At 71.0% G+C, this 14992-nt stretch carries 10 protein-coding genes and 4 pseudogenes; 6 read left to right on the top strand and 8 right to left on the bottom strand.

What is annotated here, in order from left to right:
* The first annotated feature begins 170 nt into the window (after window positions 1-170).
* On the top strand, window positions 171-2051 hold the full coding sequence (locus ACWD4G_RS10395) for an APC family permease (RefSeq protein ID WP_451292205.1): 1881 nt from the start codon (window positions 171-173) through the stop codon (window positions 2049-2051).
* Between the two features lie 112 nt (window positions 2052-2163).
* Window positions 2164-4041, top strand: a complete 1878-nt coding sequence (locus ACWD4G_RS10400; protein ID WP_451292207.1) for a putative nucleotidyltransferase substrate binding domain-containing protein — start codon at window positions 2164-2166, stop codon at window positions 4039-4041.
* A 239-nt stretch (window positions 4042-4280) separates the two neighbouring features.
* On the opposite strand, the pseudogene ACWD4G_RS10405 reads toward ACWD4G_RS10400, so the two are convergent.
* From ACWD4G_RS10405 to ACWD4G_RS10415, 3 genes and pseudogenes are all read right to left on the bottom strand, one after another.
* Window positions 4281-4769, bottom strand: a pseudogene (locus ACWD4G_RS10405) (DUF5317 family protein); the annotation flags it as partial.
* A gap of 50 nt (window positions 4770-4819) precedes the next feature.
* Window positions 4820-5365: a hypothetical protein gene (locus tag ACWD4G_RS10410; protein ID WP_451292209.1), complete on the bottom strand. Its 546-nt coding sequence runs from the start codon at window positions 5363-5365 to the stop codon at window positions 4820-4822.
* 26 nt (window positions 5366-5391) lie between these two features.
* Entirely contained in the window at window positions 5392-5940 is a 549-nt protein-coding gene (locus tag ACWD4G_RS10415; RefSeq protein ID WP_451292211.1) for a peptidoglycan-binding domain-containing protein, read from the bottom strand.
* A gap of 211 nt (window positions 5941-6151) precedes the next feature.
* Here ACWD4G_RS10415 and ACWD4G_RS10420 point away from each other — a divergent pair, with 211 nt between their 5' ends.
* A complete protein-coding gene (locus ACWD4G_RS10420; RefSeq protein ID WP_451292212.1) occupies window positions 6152-9775 on the top strand; it encodes an nSTAND1 domain-containing NTPase in 3624 nt (1207 codons plus the stop codon).
* Window positions 9776-9813: 38 nt separating this feature from the next.
* Here the strand turns inward: ACWD4G_RS10420 and ACWD4G_RS10425 are convergent, their stop codons facing one another.
* Both ACWD4G_RS10425 and ACWD4G_RS10430 read right to left on the bottom strand, forming a co-directional pair.
* The gene (locus ACWD4G_RS10425; protein WP_451292214.1) at window positions 9814-10530 is read right to left on the bottom strand and encodes a GntR family transcriptional regulator; all 717 of its coding nucleotides are present in this window, start codon (window positions 10528-10530) and stop codon (window positions 9814-9816) included.
* Between the two features lie 89 nt (window positions 10531-10619).
* On the bottom strand, window positions 10620-10994 hold the full coding sequence (locus tag ACWD4G_RS10430; RefSeq protein WP_451292215.1) for a TIGR03618 family F420-dependent PPOX class oxidoreductase: 375 nt from the start codon (window positions 10992-10994) through the stop codon (window positions 10620-10622).
* Here ACWD4G_RS10430 and ACWD4G_RS10435 point away from each other — a divergent pair.
* Window positions 10992-11415: pseudogene (locus ACWD4G_RS10435) on the top strand (aldehyde dehydrogenase family protein); the annotation flags it as partial. The gene ACWD4G_RS10430 and the pseudogene ACWD4G_RS10435 sit on opposite strands and share 3 nt — an antisense overlap.
* A 198-nt stretch (window positions 11416-11613) precedes the next feature.
* Window positions 11614-12072 carry a hypothetical protein gene (locus ACWD4G_RS10440; RefSeq protein ID WP_451292217.1) on the top strand — a complete coding sequence of 153 codons (459 nt, stop codon included), beginning with the start codon at window positions 11614-11616 and terminating at the stop codon, window positions 12070-12072.
* Between the two features lie 17 nt (window positions 12073-12089).
* Here the strand turns inward: ACWD4G_RS10440 and ACWD4G_RS10445 are convergent, their stop codons facing one another.
* The 3 genes and pseudogenes from ACWD4G_RS10445 to ACWD4G_RS10455 all read right to left on the bottom strand — a co-directional run.
* Complete coding sequence (locus ACWD4G_RS10445; protein ID WP_451292219.1) at window positions 12090-12626, bottom strand: hypothetical protein; 537 nt, start codon at window positions 12624-12626, stop codon at window positions 12090-12092.
* A 58-nt stretch (window positions 12627-12684) separates the two neighbouring features.
* Complete coding sequence (locus ACWD4G_RS10450; protein WP_451292221.1) at window positions 12685-13962, bottom strand: cytochrome P450; 1278 nt, start codon at window positions 13960-13962, stop codon at window positions 12685-12687.
* 145 nt (window positions 13963-14107) lie between these two features.
* Window positions 14108-14362 (bottom strand): annotated as a pseudogene (locus ACWD4G_RS10455) (amidohydrolase family protein); the annotation flags it as partial.
* On the opposite strand from ACWD4G_RS10455, the pseudogene ACWD4G_RS10460 reads away from it, so the two are divergent.
* Window positions 14327-14967: pseudogene (locus tag ACWD4G_RS10460) on the top strand (TetR/AcrR family transcriptional regulator). The pseudogenes ACWD4G_RS10455 and ACWD4G_RS10460 overlap by 36 nt on opposite strands.
* Window positions 14968-14992 lie beyond the last annotated feature (25 nt).

Below are 14992 nucleotides of genomic sequence, written 5' to 3' on the forward strand. Positions count from 1 at the left end.
CGGATGAGCGTGGGTGTCCAGAGACTCCGCTGCAGCGGCCTCAACGGGCTTCCTGCCGCTCGGTGTCGGCGTCGTCACCGCGGCACACCTCTGCTCGGTCGAGGCCTCGGACCGATCGCGGCTGCCCATCGACAAGGCAATCAATGCGTAGTGCGGACAAAGGAGTCACCGTGAGAGATGCACAGGCAACGGTCCCTGTCGAGGGCGCGTATGAAGCCAGCGACGCGCACCTGAAGAAACAGATCAGCCTCTTCGGACTGATCGCTCTGGCCGTGAGCGTGCAGATCGGCTCCGGCTGGCTGCTGGCCACGCTCGCCGCCGCCAGCATCGCGGGACCGGCCTCGATCCTCACCTGGGTCCTCGGCGCGGTGTTCTTCGCTGTCATCGGCGTCACCTGGATGGAACTCGGCACGATGCTGCCGAGATCGGGCGCCGGGGTTCGCTATCCACGGCTCACCCACGGAGCCTTCCTCTCCTTCTTCAACGGCTGGGGCTATCTGATCGCCGCACTGTCCCTGCCGGTGATCGAGGTGCAGGCGGTCATCACCTACGTCGGCGGCCACTGGCCCCAACTGGGCTGGCTCTCCGAGAGCGGCGGCACGATGGTGCTGTCCTGGCCGACGGGCATCCTCGTCGGGTTCGGCCTGCTGTTCGTGTTCTTCTTCCTCAACTCGATGGGCGCCAAGCTGCTCAGCGAGTCGAACAAGTGGGTCACGGTGTGGAAGCTCGTCATCCCGATCGTGACCGCCGTGCTGATGTTCACCGCCTTCTCGTCGGCCAACTTCACGATCGGCGGTGGCTTCGCCCCGCAGGGGTCCGGCGCGATCTTCGGCGCGCTGGCGAGCGGCGGCATCGTGTTCGCCTACTCGGGACTGCGGCAGATCCTCGACTTCGGCGGCGAGGCGGTCAATCCGCAGCGCAACATCCCGATCGCGATGATCGTCGGCGGTCTGCTGATACCCCTGGTGATCTACGTCGTTCTGCAGGTCGGCTTCCTCGGCGCCATCGACTGGAACGACGCGAAGGTCGCTCCCGGCGACTGGTCCGGCCTGATGACCAGCGGTTGGGCGTCGTCCCCGCTGCTCAACGCCGTCACGGCAGCCGGCTTCGCATGGTTCGCGACGATCCTGCTGACCGACGCGGCGCTGTCACCGGCGGCGACCGGCTGGGTGTGGCTGGGCATCGGCGCCCGCTCCGTGTACTCGATGTCGGTCAACGGTGAACTGCCCAAGAGCGCGCAGAAGATCAACAAGTACGGCACGCCGATCGTCGGACTCCTCGTCTGCACGGTGCTCGGCTTCTTCTTTTTCTTCCCGGCACCGAGCTGGTACTCCTTCGTCTCCCAGGTGTCGGTCGCGCTCACCCTGTCCTACGTCATGGGCGGCCCGGTGATGATGGTGCTCCGGCGCACCGCGCCCGACATGCACCGACCGGTCCGCGTCAAGTGGGCGTACTTCTGGGCGATCGCGGGGTTCGTCGCGAGCCTGATGCTCATCTACTTCGCGGGCTGGGTCTCCTTGATCAACCTGTTCACCATCGTGTTCCTCGCCCTGCCGGTCTACGGCGCGTACAACAGCGTGCGGAACGGCTGGAGCAAGGCCGTGGGCAGCTGGGTGGTGTCCGGTGTGTTCAGCGTCGCCTGGATCTTCATCGCGGTCGGCGGGGGCTGGCTGTTCAACCGCGATCAGCAGCAGGCGGCCGACGGGTGGAGCTTCCCCGTGTACTTCACCGCGATGACCGTGGCCATCATCGCTTTCCTGGCCGGGCTCTACGCCGTGAGCACGGCCGAGGGCCGGCGGCATGTGCGCAGCGGCGTCTGGATCATCGGCACCTTCCTTGTGATGCTGTTCGTCTCGTACCTCGGCGAGTACGGCCCGATGGAGAAGCCCGCACTCGGCGGTCCGACGGACCTGATCCTCATGGCACTCATCGCCGTCGGCAGCTTCGTCTGGGCGGTGCGTTCGGGCGGCCCGACGGAGGAACTCAGCCAGGTTCTGGCGCATCAGGGGGACGGCCAGGAGGACTCCGCCCTGGACCCCGCCCTGGACTGAACGGCGCGGTCCCGCTCCACGGCACAGCGCGTCGGTGAGGCCGAGCGGCCCCGCGATCCCGCGGGGCCGCTCGGCCATCGCCCTCCGGCCCCCTCGATCGAAGGAGTCCCAGATGAGTTCCGCCCATCCGTTTGACGTCCGTTCGCTGGTGGAGTTCCTGCGGCTGTGCCCGCCGCTCGACAGCCTCGACGCGGAGCACCTCACCCGGGCGGCCGAGAGTGCCGCCGTGACGTCCTACGGCACCGGCGAAGTGATCCTTGACGCCTTCGCACAGCCCGAGCGCGGCCTCTACGTCGTGTGGCACGGCCGGGTCGGCGTCTGGACGAACCCCGACCGCATTCGGGAACCGCCCGCCTACAGCCTCGGCCCGACCGAAGTGTTCGGGTACGTCGCCACCCTGCTCGGCGAGGCGGTGGGGCCGCGCGTCGAAGCGACCGGTGAGGCCGTTGTCGTACGCCTCGACCCCGACCTGGTCGGTCCGGTGTTCGCGACGCGCGGTGGCGCTCAACTGCTGGCGCGGGAAGTCGACATGAGCCGTCGGATGATGGTGAACGGCGAGGTCCCGTCCTACACCCTCGTCGACGACCTGATCGTGACGTCTCCGCTGCTGGCCGAACCGACGACGTCCATCGCGCAGGCGGCGACCCTGATGGAGGAGAGGGGGCTGCCCTATGTCGCCGTGCGGCAGGAGAACGGCGGCTACGGCCTCCTCACCGATGCCGCGATCCGGCGGGCCGTGGCCTCGGCGTTGCCGGTCACCGAAGCGGTGAGCACCGCGATGCGGGTGGACGCGCCGTCCATCCGGCTGGGCGCCTCCGCCGCCGAGGCTCTCATCGCCGTGGTCGAGTCCGACGACGATGTCGTGCTCGTCACCGACCGGGCCGGCAGGCTCCGGGGCGCCGTCGCCTCGCAGGACTTCGTCGTGTCGGCGACCACGGCCGGAGCCTCCCTGCATGAGCAGATCCACCGGGCCACGACGGTCGATGACCTCAAGGACCGCTACCGGCGCGTGCCGGGCATGTTGACCGCCCTCATGACCAAGGGGCTCGCTCCGAGCCGCATCATCACGGTCCACTCGGCGATCGTCGACGCCGCCGTACGACGGACCATCGAGCTGGTCTCCGAGCAGTACCCGCATCTGCGACTCGACGCGTTCACCTGGCTGTCGTTGGGCAGCAACGGGCGCCGGGAGGCGGTGCTGTCCTCCGACATCGACGCGGCGGCGTCCTTCGACAACACCCTCGACGCCGCCGAGATCGCCGAGTACCGGCCGATGTTCCAGAAGGTCGCCGAAGTACTGGAGGAAGCCGGCCTCGGGCACGACCGTCACGGGGTCAGCCCGGTGAACCCGAAGTTCGCGCGGACCCACGCGGACTGGGCCCGCGCGGGCCGGGACTGGATCACCGCGCCCGAGGCCGATGACGCCGTCATCATGACCTGTCTCCTCGTGGACGGCCGCCCGATCCACGGCGATCGCGGACTGCCCGAAGTCGCCCGCGTCTTCGGGGATCTGCGGATGCACCCGCGCACCATGTCCGTGCTGCTGGCGGCGTCCATCGCGCAGAGCGGCCGTCCCGCCCCGTGGCGTAGGAAGAAGATCGATCTGAAGGCCCAGTTCCTCCTGCCGATCGCCAATATCGCGCGCTGGGCCGCCCTCAGCGTGGACTCGACGGCACTGCCGACGGACGAACGGCTCCTCGCGGCCGGCGGATCGGCCATGCTCGGTGAGACCGACGCCGTCGCACTCGCCCACGCCTTCGACGCCGTTCAGGGCATCAGACTCGCGTGGCAGATAGAGCAGGCGACCGCCGGCCGGACTCCGACCGACCTGGTCCGTCTGGAACGCCTCACTCCGGTCGACCGCGCGATTCTCGCGGAGGCGACCCGCGTGGTCACCAGCAGCCAGCGCCGCATGGGCAACATGGCACGCTTCGTCATGCCCGAGCTGCGCCGACGCCCACGGAACCCTGGTTCACCCCGCACGGGTTGATCCGAAACGGGTGGAACGGGTGGAACGGGCTCAGTGGGACTCGTAGAAGGGCGCGGCGAGAGCGTAGAGGGCGGCGGCGAGGGTCGCGATCGAGGCGATCGCGAGCCAGACGCGTGACCGCAGCGAGCTCTTGTCCATGGAGTCACCTCCTCTCGGTCCTCGATGTGGTGATCGTGGGTGCCGGCTCCGGGGCGGCGGCCAGGACCACGTGAGGCCGACGCAGCGAGCAGCGAGGCGACGCCGACCACCATCAGCAGATCCCCGGCACTCACCACGGCCCGCAGCACCGGAACCGGGATGACATCGCAGAAGACGGTCAGCACCGTCTGGTCGGTGACCGGCCGATGCCCCACGGGGGGCATCGCGATCGCCTGCTCGGACAGCCCGGCGTACCGCGCCGACGCGACCGAGAACGGCATGCCGCCGTTGAGCACGGTGGTCAGGGAGTTGAGGGTGAAGCCCGTCGCGAACGTTCCCCAGGCCAGGCGCGCGCGTACGGTCACGCCCCGCAGGTTGGCCACGGTGAACGCGACACCGAGCACCCATGTCGCCAGGACCGGAAGCAGCCCGTCCTTGAACGTCAGGAACGCGGCGGCCCACGGCGCATCCGACTGCCGCAGCAACCGCACGCCCGCCGCGACCCAGATGAGCGCCAGTCCCCGCAGCCGAAGGCTCAGCGTCAGTCCTCGCAGCCGGAGGCCCAGCACCACGCGAAGACCGGTGGTCATGACCTTCCGCACGCGGCGTCACATCACTCCGCGAGGGGCGTGCACAGCGTTCAGTCCCATGGATGTGAGTGGAGAACGGAGTCGGGATCGATTTCCTGTGTGCGGATCTTCCCCCACGCGAAGTCGTAGTGGTTGAACGTGTCCGCGCTGGTGATCCAGCGGTAGCCGCCGTAGGACGAGTCGTAGATGTAGACCTTGGAACTACTGCTCGTCTTCGCCAGGTGTGCGTTGGTGAGCGGGAGCGGGATGTTGTCGGCGCTGGGCCAGCAGGACGCCAGGAGGCTGTCGCTGATGGTGACGATGCCGTTCCAGCTGTCCCACAGGCTGAAGTAGACGGTCGAGTCGGGGATGTGGCGCAGCCAGTCGTCCGGGTCGACGAGGTGGACACGTGCCGACGTGGGTGTCTTGACGCGGCTGCCCGGCGCCGGGCAGGCGGCGGCAGCGGCCGGCCCGGCGGCCGGGACTCCGGTGCCTACGGCGGTTTTCCCGGTGCCGGCCGCTGGGTCGGTGGGTACGGCGCTCGCGGTCTGTGCCGTGGTGACGGACAGGAACAGTCCCGCGGTCACGGCGAGCGCGCGACGGAGTGTGGATCGCATCGCTGGCAGATCCTCCCTTTCAGGCGTCAGCCGCAGGTCCGGTAGTTGTAGCCGGCGAGCCGATAGTTGCCGTCCCCGTCCCAGAAGCCGTAGTTGCCGGACGACTCGCGCACGAGGTCGAGGTTGAAGTGCGTGCCGAGGTACCTCAGCTCAAGGGTGGAGCCGGGGTCGGTGCTTCCCCCCTCCTGCACCAGGTTCTCCCGCGACGCTCGTCCGAAGGTCTCGCGGCCGACTTCCCCGTCGACGCCCACGTCCCATTCGTCCTGCAGCCTCTTGGTCGCGGCTTCCGTCCGCGTACCGAAGATGCCGTCGATGTCCGAAGGGAAGTCGAGATAGCCGTGCGCCGCGAGGATCTTCTGCCAGAGGCAGGTGGCATTGGAGCGTGTGTGGGTGCCGGTCGACAGAATGCCCTCGTTGCCCCAGTCGTCTTCGAACTGGCCGCCGCCGTAGACATAGGCGAGACCGCTGTAGGTCCCGCTCGCGGACGCCGGTGAGGTGCTCAGGGCCAGGGTGGCGGCCGTCAGCGCGCCGACCGCGCACGCGGCCAGTCTCGCCCGCTTCTTGAACAGGTTCATGGGTGTCCCCCTTGTCCGTGGTGGTCGGACCGGTGAGTCCAGTGGCTCCCGCTCCTGTTGCGACCTCAGCTTTCGTGGCCGGGGATTGTCTGGCAGGCCCCCTTCACCACTTTCGGACAATCCCGTGTGCGCGCCCCCGGCGGCCATCGCGCTGTTGCCTTGCGCCTCCTCGATCCCTAGCGTGCGCAAGGGAGTTGAGGGGGAGCAGGTCATGGGGCGTCGTGAGCGGCCGTTGGACCCTTCCGGCGGGACCGTCGCGCGATTCGCGTGCGAACTGAGGGAGTTGCGCCGGAAGGCCGGCGGTCTCACCTACCGGGCGATGGCGAAGCGGGCGCACTACTCCACCGCGACGCTCGCACAGGCGGCCGCCGGGGACCGGTTACCGTCTCTGGCGGTCACCTTGGCCTATGCCGGTGCCTGCGGAGGCGACCTGAAGGAGTGGGAACGGCGCTGGGAGGAGGCCGCGCGAGAAGCGGCCGAGGAGGAGACCGGTGCCGCCGACGAGGGGGTCCCCTCGCCCTACCTGGGTCTGGCCCGGTACGACACCGGCGACCGCGACCGCTTCTTCGGCCGGGACCGGCTGGCCGACCGGCTTGTGGAACTCGTCGGCACCCAGCACGTGGCCGTTCTGGTCGGCCCCTCCGGCAGCGGCAAGTCCTCACTGCTGCGAGCAGGGTTGATCCCCCGCCTGAGCCAGGCCGACACCGGTCGGACACGTCCTGCCGTGATCCAGATCCTCACCCCCGGGCCGCGCCCGGCACACCGTCACGCCGATCTCCTCGATCCGCGGACCACCGATGCGGACACGGTCGTCGCCGTGGACCAGTTCGAAGAGACGTTCACTCTCTGCGCCGACCCTCGCGAACGCACCCGCTTCCTGGACCTGCTGTGCGCCCTGGCCCGGCCCGAGCACCGCGTCCGCGTCGTCATCGCCGTCCGCGCGGACTTCTACGGTCACCTCATCCAGCACGCCGGCCTGGCACAAGCCGCCCAGCGGGCCACGCTGCCGGTCACCCCCATGACCCACGACGAGCTGCGCGAGGCCATCGTCAGACCCGCCGCCTCCGACGGCCTGATCGTGGAACGCGCGCTGACCGCCCGCATCATCCAGGACGTGGCCGAGGAACCCGGTGGCCTCCCCCTCATGTCGCACGCCCTGCTGGAGACCTGGCGAAGACGCAAGGGCAGAGCCCTGACCGTGGCCGCGTACGAAGCCGCCGACGGTGTGCACGGGGCGATCGCCCGCACCGCCGAACACCTCTACACCGAGCTGTCCCCCGAACGGGCCGCTGTCGCCCGGGGCCTGCTCCTACGGCTCATCACCCCGGGCGCCGGAGTCCAGGACACCCGTCGGCCCGCTCCCCGCACCGAACTGGCCGCGAGCGCCCACGGGGACGCCGCAGCGGTCCTGGAACAGCTGGTCCGAGCCCGGCTGGTCACCCTCGACGGAGACACCGTCGACCTCGCCCACGAAGCACTGATCACGGCCTGGCCGAGGCTGCGGGCCTGGGTCGACACCGACCGGGAACTGCTGCGCGCGCAGCGGAGACTCACCGAGGCCGCTGTGGAGTGGGAGAGGAACGGTCGCGACGAGAGCTATCTGTACCGGGGAGTGCGGCTCGCCGCCTGGGACGAGCCCGCGTTGCGCGGCCTCGACCTCAACGACAGCGAGCACGCGTTCCTGGCTGCCGGGCGCGCCCGGCGGGACCACGAGTACGGCCGTCGCCGAAGGCGGATGTGGGCGGGAGGTATGGCCCTCGCGGCCGTTCTGGCCGTGGTCGGCGCTCTGCTGGGTGCGACTGTGGTGCAGGCGGAGCGGACGGAGTCCGAGCGCGGCCGGGCGGAGTCCCGGCGGCTTGCCGCCGAGGCCCGCGGCGCCCTTCAGGCCGATCCCCGCGAGGCGTGGCTGCTCGCCCGCCGCGCGTACACCGCGGCACCAACGGCGGAGGCCGAGGCGGTCCTGCGGCAGGCCGTGGCCGACGACCGGACGGTCAGCACGGTTCCGGGCAACCGGGGACGGGCCCTGGGCGTGGCCTTCAGCCCGGACGGGCGGTGGCTCGCCGACACCTCGGAGGACGGCTCGGTACGGATCTGGGCGTGGGACCGCGCCCGCGGCCGCGTGGCCGGCCGTACGCCACGGGTCCTGCGCGGCCACAAGGGCGAGGCGTGGAGCCCGGCCTTCAGCCCTGACGGGCGGTACCTGGCCACGGCCGGCCTGGACGGCACGGTACGGGCCTGGGCCCTGGACGGCACCGCCGAGCCGCTGGTACTCCACGGCCACAAGGGTCCGGTATGGACCGTCGCGTTCAGTCCGGACGGACGACGGATCGCCAGCGCGGGCGACGACGGGACGGTGCGGCTCTGGGACGCCCGGGGCCGGGGCACCCCGACGATCCTGCGCGGGCACGAAGGCGCGGCGGTGGGCGTGGCGTTCGACCCCCGAGGGCGCCGGCTCGTCAGCAGCGGCCACGACGACACCGTACGCGTCTGGGATCTTTCGGGACGGCGAGTACTGACCGTGCTGCGTGGCCACGACCACGACACGAACGACCTCGCCTACAGCCCCGACGGCACACGGCTCATCAGCGCCGGCATCGACGGCACGGCCCGGGTTTGGAACACCGGCGGCAAGGCGGCCCCGGTCGTGCTGCGCGGCCACAGCGGCACGGTGGAAGGCGCGGCCTTCAGCCCCGACGGACAGCTGGTGGCCACCACCAGCGACGACGCCACGATCCGGGTCTGGAATCCCTCCGGCGGCGGGAATCCGCTCGTGCTGCGCGGGCACCGGGCCGTGGTCTGGGCCGCCTCCTTCAGCCCGGACGGCCGCCATCTGGCCACGGCCAGTTCGGACGGCACGGTACGGATCTGGGACCCGCGCGGTCCCGGTGACCCGGTGATACTGCGAGGCCACAAGGGCGCGGCATGGACCGTGGACGCGGGCGGGCCGGGCGGGCGGCCGGTCGTCAGCGGCGGCCAGGACGGCACCGTACGCGTCTGGGACACGGCGCGTCGCCGCGCGTCGCGTGTGCTGCGCGGGCACGACGGGGAAGTGCTCGGCCTCGCCGTCAGCCAGGACGGACGGCGTGCGGCCAGCGCGGGCGCGGACGGCACGGTGCGGATCTGGGACCTCACGGGCGGCAGCGAGCCGGTGGCCGTACTGAAGGGGCACGTGGACGGCGCGTGGTCCGTGGCCCTCAGTTCCGATGGCCGGCGGGTCGCCAGCGTCGACGGTGACGCGACCCTGAGGGTCTGGCATCTCGCCGACGGCGACCGCCCGGCGTTCGTCCGTCCTTCCACGGACGGCACCAGTCTCCGGTCCGTGGTCTTCAGCCCGGACGGACGGCAGGTGGCCACCGGCGCGGCCGAGAAGACGCGCGGCACGGTGCGCATCCGGGACACGAGGAACGGGCGTACGCTGCGAGTCCTGCGCGGACATCGCGGGCTGGTGTGGACGGTGGCCTTCAGCCCCGACGGGCACCACCTGGCCAGCGGCGCCGACGACGGCACCGTACGCGTCTGGGATCTCACGCGGGACGGCGACCCACGGGTCCTCCGGGGCAACCAGGGATTCGTGTGGTACGTCGCCTTCAGCCCGGACGGCAACTGGGTCGCCGGCACCGGCAAGGACGGCACCGTACGCCTGTGGCGCACCCACACCGGGGGAGAGCCCCTGACCTTCGGTGACTTCGGTACCTCCGTGGAAAGCGTCACCTTCCTCGCCGACAGCCGTGGCATCGCCACCTCCCACGGCGACGGCACGGTCCGCCTCTGGCACTGCGACGCCTGCGGCCCGGTCCGGGAACTCCTCGCCTCCGGGGACGAGCGGGCGAACTGACGGGTCGGGTTCACCCGGAGTGCGCGTGGTGCGGCGGTTCAGTCCGTGGCCGGCTCGCGGGCGCTCTTCTTGCGTTCGGCGATCAGTTCGAGGAGTTCCGCGGCGCTGTTCATGGTGTGCCGTTCGACCTCGGCGTCGATGAGTCGGGGGTCGCCGTCGAGGATCGCCTCGATCAGCCGCTCGTGGACGCGCAAGGCGCGGTCGGGGTCGGAGCGGGTGCTCTCGTCGACCGTGATGGCGATGTTGATCTGCGCCTCGACGGTGGGCCACATGCGTTCGAGCATCGCGTTCTCGGAGGCCGTCCAGATGGTCCAGTGCAGGTTGATGTGGGCCTGGTGGAGGCGATCGGCGTCCTGGGAGGTGTGCGCGGCCTGGTACACCTCCCAGCTCTCGCGGAGTTTGGCCTTGCGGGTGCCGTCGGGGTCGTCGGCGAGGGTGCGGGCGGCCAGCTGCTCCAGGGCGACCCGGACCGCGGCCACGTCGGTGATGAACTTCTCGTCGATCGCGGTGACCACGACCCCGCGGTACGGCTGCTGCTCCAGCAGGCCCTCGTGGGTCAGTTGGTAGATTGCCTCGCGCAGGGTCGGCCGGCTGACCCCCATCTGCTGGGCGATCTGGACCTCCCGCAACCGCTGCCCGGACTCCAGTTCACCTGCGAGGATGGCGCGGCGCAGCTCGTTCACCACGGCGTCGCGGCGGGTCTGGTTGGTGACCGGCCGGGGGCCGACGGTTGCCCTCGGGGCGTACTCACTCATTGATCCTCCGCAGATTGTCAGACCACATCGTAGGGCAGGTACCTTTCCCTGCTCCTACGCGGTCGGGCCTGTTCGCCGAGGGGGCGCCATCACGTGCCGTATTCGGTGACGCGATCGGCCCGGACCGTCACGACCCCCCTGGGCGCTGTCGCGGTCTCCCGCCAGGGCCGGCCCTCGTACTTGTGGGAGAGCTCGTCGATCAGTTCCGGGCCGCCGTCGCGGGTGATGGTCACCGCTCCGCGCGCCACGGCGTACGCGTACGGGTTGTCGCGGTCGGTGATCGGCACGCTGGCTCGTGGGTCGCGCGGCAGGTGGAGGTGTTTGACGCGGCCCTCGACGGTGGAGAAGGCGATGCCGTCCTCGGTGGCCTTCACCCACACCACGGTCTGCTGGGTCAGACCGTCCCCGCCGATGGTGGCGACCGTCGCGAAGCTGGGTCCAGAGGCGAGCCTGCGAGCCGACACCTCGAACTCGGCGGCAAGGCCCCCTTCGTGGTCTTCGACGACGCCGGCCTGGAGGCGGCGGCCCGTGGCGCCGTCGCGGGAGCTCTCATCAACGCCGGCCAGGTTCAGGCGCGACCGTCGTGCGCGGTGGCCGCATCCCGGACGGGCCGCTGGGCCGGACCGCCTACTACGAACCCACCCTCGTCACCGGCGCCGCGCAGGCTCGGCGATCGTCCAGCAGGAGGTCTTCGGCCCGGTCCTGGTCTGCCTGCCCTTCGACACCGACGACGAGATGCCCCACGGCGGCTACAAGGCCTCCGGCTTCGGCAAGGACATGTCGGCCTACTCCTTCGACGAATACACCAACATCGAACACGTCATGACGGAGAACACCGGCAAGCAGCACAAGCCCTGGCACGACACGGTCTTCACCAGCGACTGACCCACCAGGCGGGGGCGTGCCGAGCGGACCATCCCGTGGATCACGACAGCACCCGGAAAGGCACGCGATGACGAGCGAGGGGATCGCCTGGCGCCGCGACTTTGGTGAATTGGTATGTACGCGTCAGCCCGAGCAGGGATGATCGGCTGTCGGGTTGACGTTCCCGGTAGCGCCGGGGCCAGGTGAGGGAGGCCGTCTGTGGGACTGTGGGTCACTCTGCCCCCGGAGCCCGGGGAGGAAGTGCTGTGCACCAAGACCGGAGCGGTCCTCGTGCCCGGCACCGAACTGGCCCTGATCGGCGGCATCCTCGTCCTCACCAACCGGCGTCTCTACCATGGCCCGTTGGACACGCGGCTGGCCGGTCGTCTTCTCTCCGCGTCAGCCGACCTCGCCGGTCCCACCGGTGCCGGCGGTGCGATCGAGTTGCTGATCGGATGGGTGAACAAGGCCCGGGCCGTTCCTCTGGGAGAGATCACTGCTGTAGAGCCGATCAGGAAAGCGTCGCTTCAGGTGACCACTCAAGACGGAAAGCGCCGCAACTTCGGTATCGCGGCCGACTGGAAGACACCCGTGTGGTCGCGCAACAACCCGCCGCACCGCGATCAGATGGTGGCGCACATACGCCGGGCCATCGCGGACGCCACCTCCGGCACCTGACCAGCGGGTTGCGCTCTTCACGCATCCCGGAACGCCTCGCCGATCTCCCTGCGGCGCAGTTCCTCCAGGGTGCCCTGCTGGCGGTGGGCCCGGTCGAGAAGGGTGTCGAGGAGGTTCGGGTCCAGGCGGTCCTCGTGGTCGGCGAGTTCGCGCAGGGTCTGCCACAGGGCCGCCTTGCCCTCCACCCCGAGCCGCAGCGTCTCCAGTTCCAGCAGAGGGGTCAGGGGAGAGCGGCGTACGAGGCGGCCGTTGTTCTTGAGTCGTCCCACCAGCTCGGCCATCCGGCCCGCGTAGACCTTGTAGTGCCGTACCGGGACGTCCAGCCGCTGCATGAGGTCGATGAGGGCGGCTCGGTCCTCGGCGATCTCCGTGGAGAGCGGGCCCATCACCGCCGAGAGGTTTGTGTCGCTGTACGACCGTGCCATGTGGCGAGCCCGTTCGGCGCCGATGGTGGCGCCCGCCAGATGGTCGTTGAGGTAGATGCCCAGCAGGCCGGTGCCGGTGGGCCGGGGCCGTGTCGGAGCCCGGGTGGCGGAGCGAGATCGCTGGTTCATGATGTGTCCCTCTCGTTCGGCGGCCCCGGCATCGAGCCGTTCGGCGCCCGGTGCCGTATCAGTTCGGTGCCCGCGCGCCGCCGTGGGTCGGTACGGGGACGCGGACGGACTCCATGATCAGCCCGCTGTGGACGCGGGACGGCAACCGATTGAGCGGAATCCTCAGGTCCTGCTCCGGCACCCGGTACTGCAGCCGGGCCAGCCGTGGGCCGAGCGCCCGCAGCAGCGCCACGGTGATGTCCTCGCCGGGGCAGCGATGGCCGGTGGCGGGGTCGCCGCCACCCTGCGGGACGAGATCGTCCCGCCCGGGCGGCCGGTCCACGAAGCGCCGGGGGTCGAAGGTGTACGGCTCGTGCCAGAGGTCGGGGTCGTGGTTCTGCCCGTACAGGTCCAGCAGGATCAGGGTGCCCGCCGGGATCGGCTCGCCCCTCCAGGTGAGGTCGGTGGTGGCCCGGCCGCCGACGAAGGGGGCGAAGGGGTAGAAGCGCCGCAGCTCATGGGCGAACGCCATGGCGTACTCCGGGTCGGCACCCACGTCGGCCAGCCGTTCCTTGATGTCGGGCCTGTGGTGCAGTGCGTGACCGGCGTAGGCGACGAACCAGCACACCGCGACGGTGGGCCGGATGACATTGTCCAGTTCGACGGCGGCGGTGCGCGGGTCGAGGAGCCGGCCGTCGGCGTCCCGGTGCCGCGCGATCACGGCCGTCGCCGACCTCTCCGGCACGCCGACGCTGCCCGCGCGTACGTCCTCGATCAGGCCGCTCAGCCATGCCTCGGTGCGGGCCCGGGCGCGACGGGCCCGCCAGTGGCGCGGCCCCGCCGTGGCGAAGCCGTCGACCATGGCGACCTGGTCCCGGGCCACCGCGTCCGCGTCGTCGAGGGGGATACCGGCCCACAGGCAGACGCCTCGGGTGAGGACACGGCTCGCCTCGTCGAACAGGACGACCGAGGGACGCCGGGCCCATGACTCCACGGCCTCGTCCCACACCGCGCCGACGTGCTCCACCAGGCCCGCCACCGCCTCCGGCCCGGTGAGCAGGGACAGGAACATCTCCTTGCGTACGCGGTGGGCCTCGCCGTCCAGGTTGTGCACGGCTCCATGGCCGAACAGCGTGCTCAGCACCGGGCCGGGCAGGGCCGTCCGGCGCTCCACATGCCGCTCGTCGTAGAAGAACCGCACCGCCTCCGGGCCCTCCAGGCCGACGGCGGGCCGACCCAGGAGCCGGGCCCGCACGACCGGACGGCCGGTACGGCGCCGACGGTCGGGGAGCCAGGCGTACCCCTTGGACAGGAGGGAGAGGGACTGGTCGGCGATCGGAGTGCGACTCGCATGCATGACCGCCGGGTGCCCGTCGGCCCCGCCGGGAAACCTGGCCCGCCGAGGGTCCCCTCGGCGCCGGTGGGGGCGGGAGCCGTGACGCGGGAGCGGCGGCCGTTGGAGTGGACGAGGGCCAGGTCTCCTTGCCCTAGGCGTCGGGAGCGAGGTGGTTCGTGTGGGTGCTGCCCGCCGTGTACGCGGCGGGGGCGGTGCCCAGGTCCAGGCGCTGCTCCGGCAGGAACGCGGGGGTGCCCTCCGGGGCGTCCGGGGAGCGGCGGTCGACGGCGACATGGATGGCCTGGAGCGGATCGGGGCTGCTGACCGGCCAGTCGCTCCCGGCGGCGAGGGTGGCCCCGGCGCGCAGCGGATCGCCGAACGGGTACTGCCGGGCGCCGCGTTCAGTCGTGTCCCACGGGAGCGCGGCCGTCGTCGTCCCACCCGCTCGGGGGTGCTGCTGTCGGAGGACCTGATCGTGGAGTCCGCGCTGCGGCTGATCGGCGAGCACGGTCCCGGGGCGCTCAGTGTGCGCCGGCTGGGCACCGCCCTCGGCTGTGACCCGAGCGTCCTCTACCGCTACTTCCACGGCACCGACGACCTGGTGCTCGCCATCGCCGACCGCATCATCGGCGATGCCATGGCGGGGTTCGCGCCCGGCGACGACTGGGTGGCCGATCTGCGCGAGATGGCCCTGCGGGTGCGCGCCGGATACCTCGCGCACCCCCGGGCCGCCGCCTTCGCCTCGTACCGGGTGACCCGGCGGGAGAACGAGATCCGGGCCGTGGAGACCGGCATCGGCCTGCTGCTCTCGGCGGGCTTCGGGGCGGCCGAGGCCACGCGCCTCTATCTGGTGTTCATCGACACGGTGCTCGGCCACGCGGCGATGGACGCCGCGTTCCCGGCGCTTCCGCGGCAGTCGCGCGAGGCCGACCGCCGGGCGTGGCACGAGGTGTACCAGGGGCTGGACCCCGAGGCGTAGACCTGCTGTTGGAGGCACTGGTGGCCCGCGCGCCGACCGGGCGGTGACGGGCGCGCGGGACGATGGGTGAGG

Source organism: Streptomyces sp. NPDC002643 (assembly GCF_053592555.1).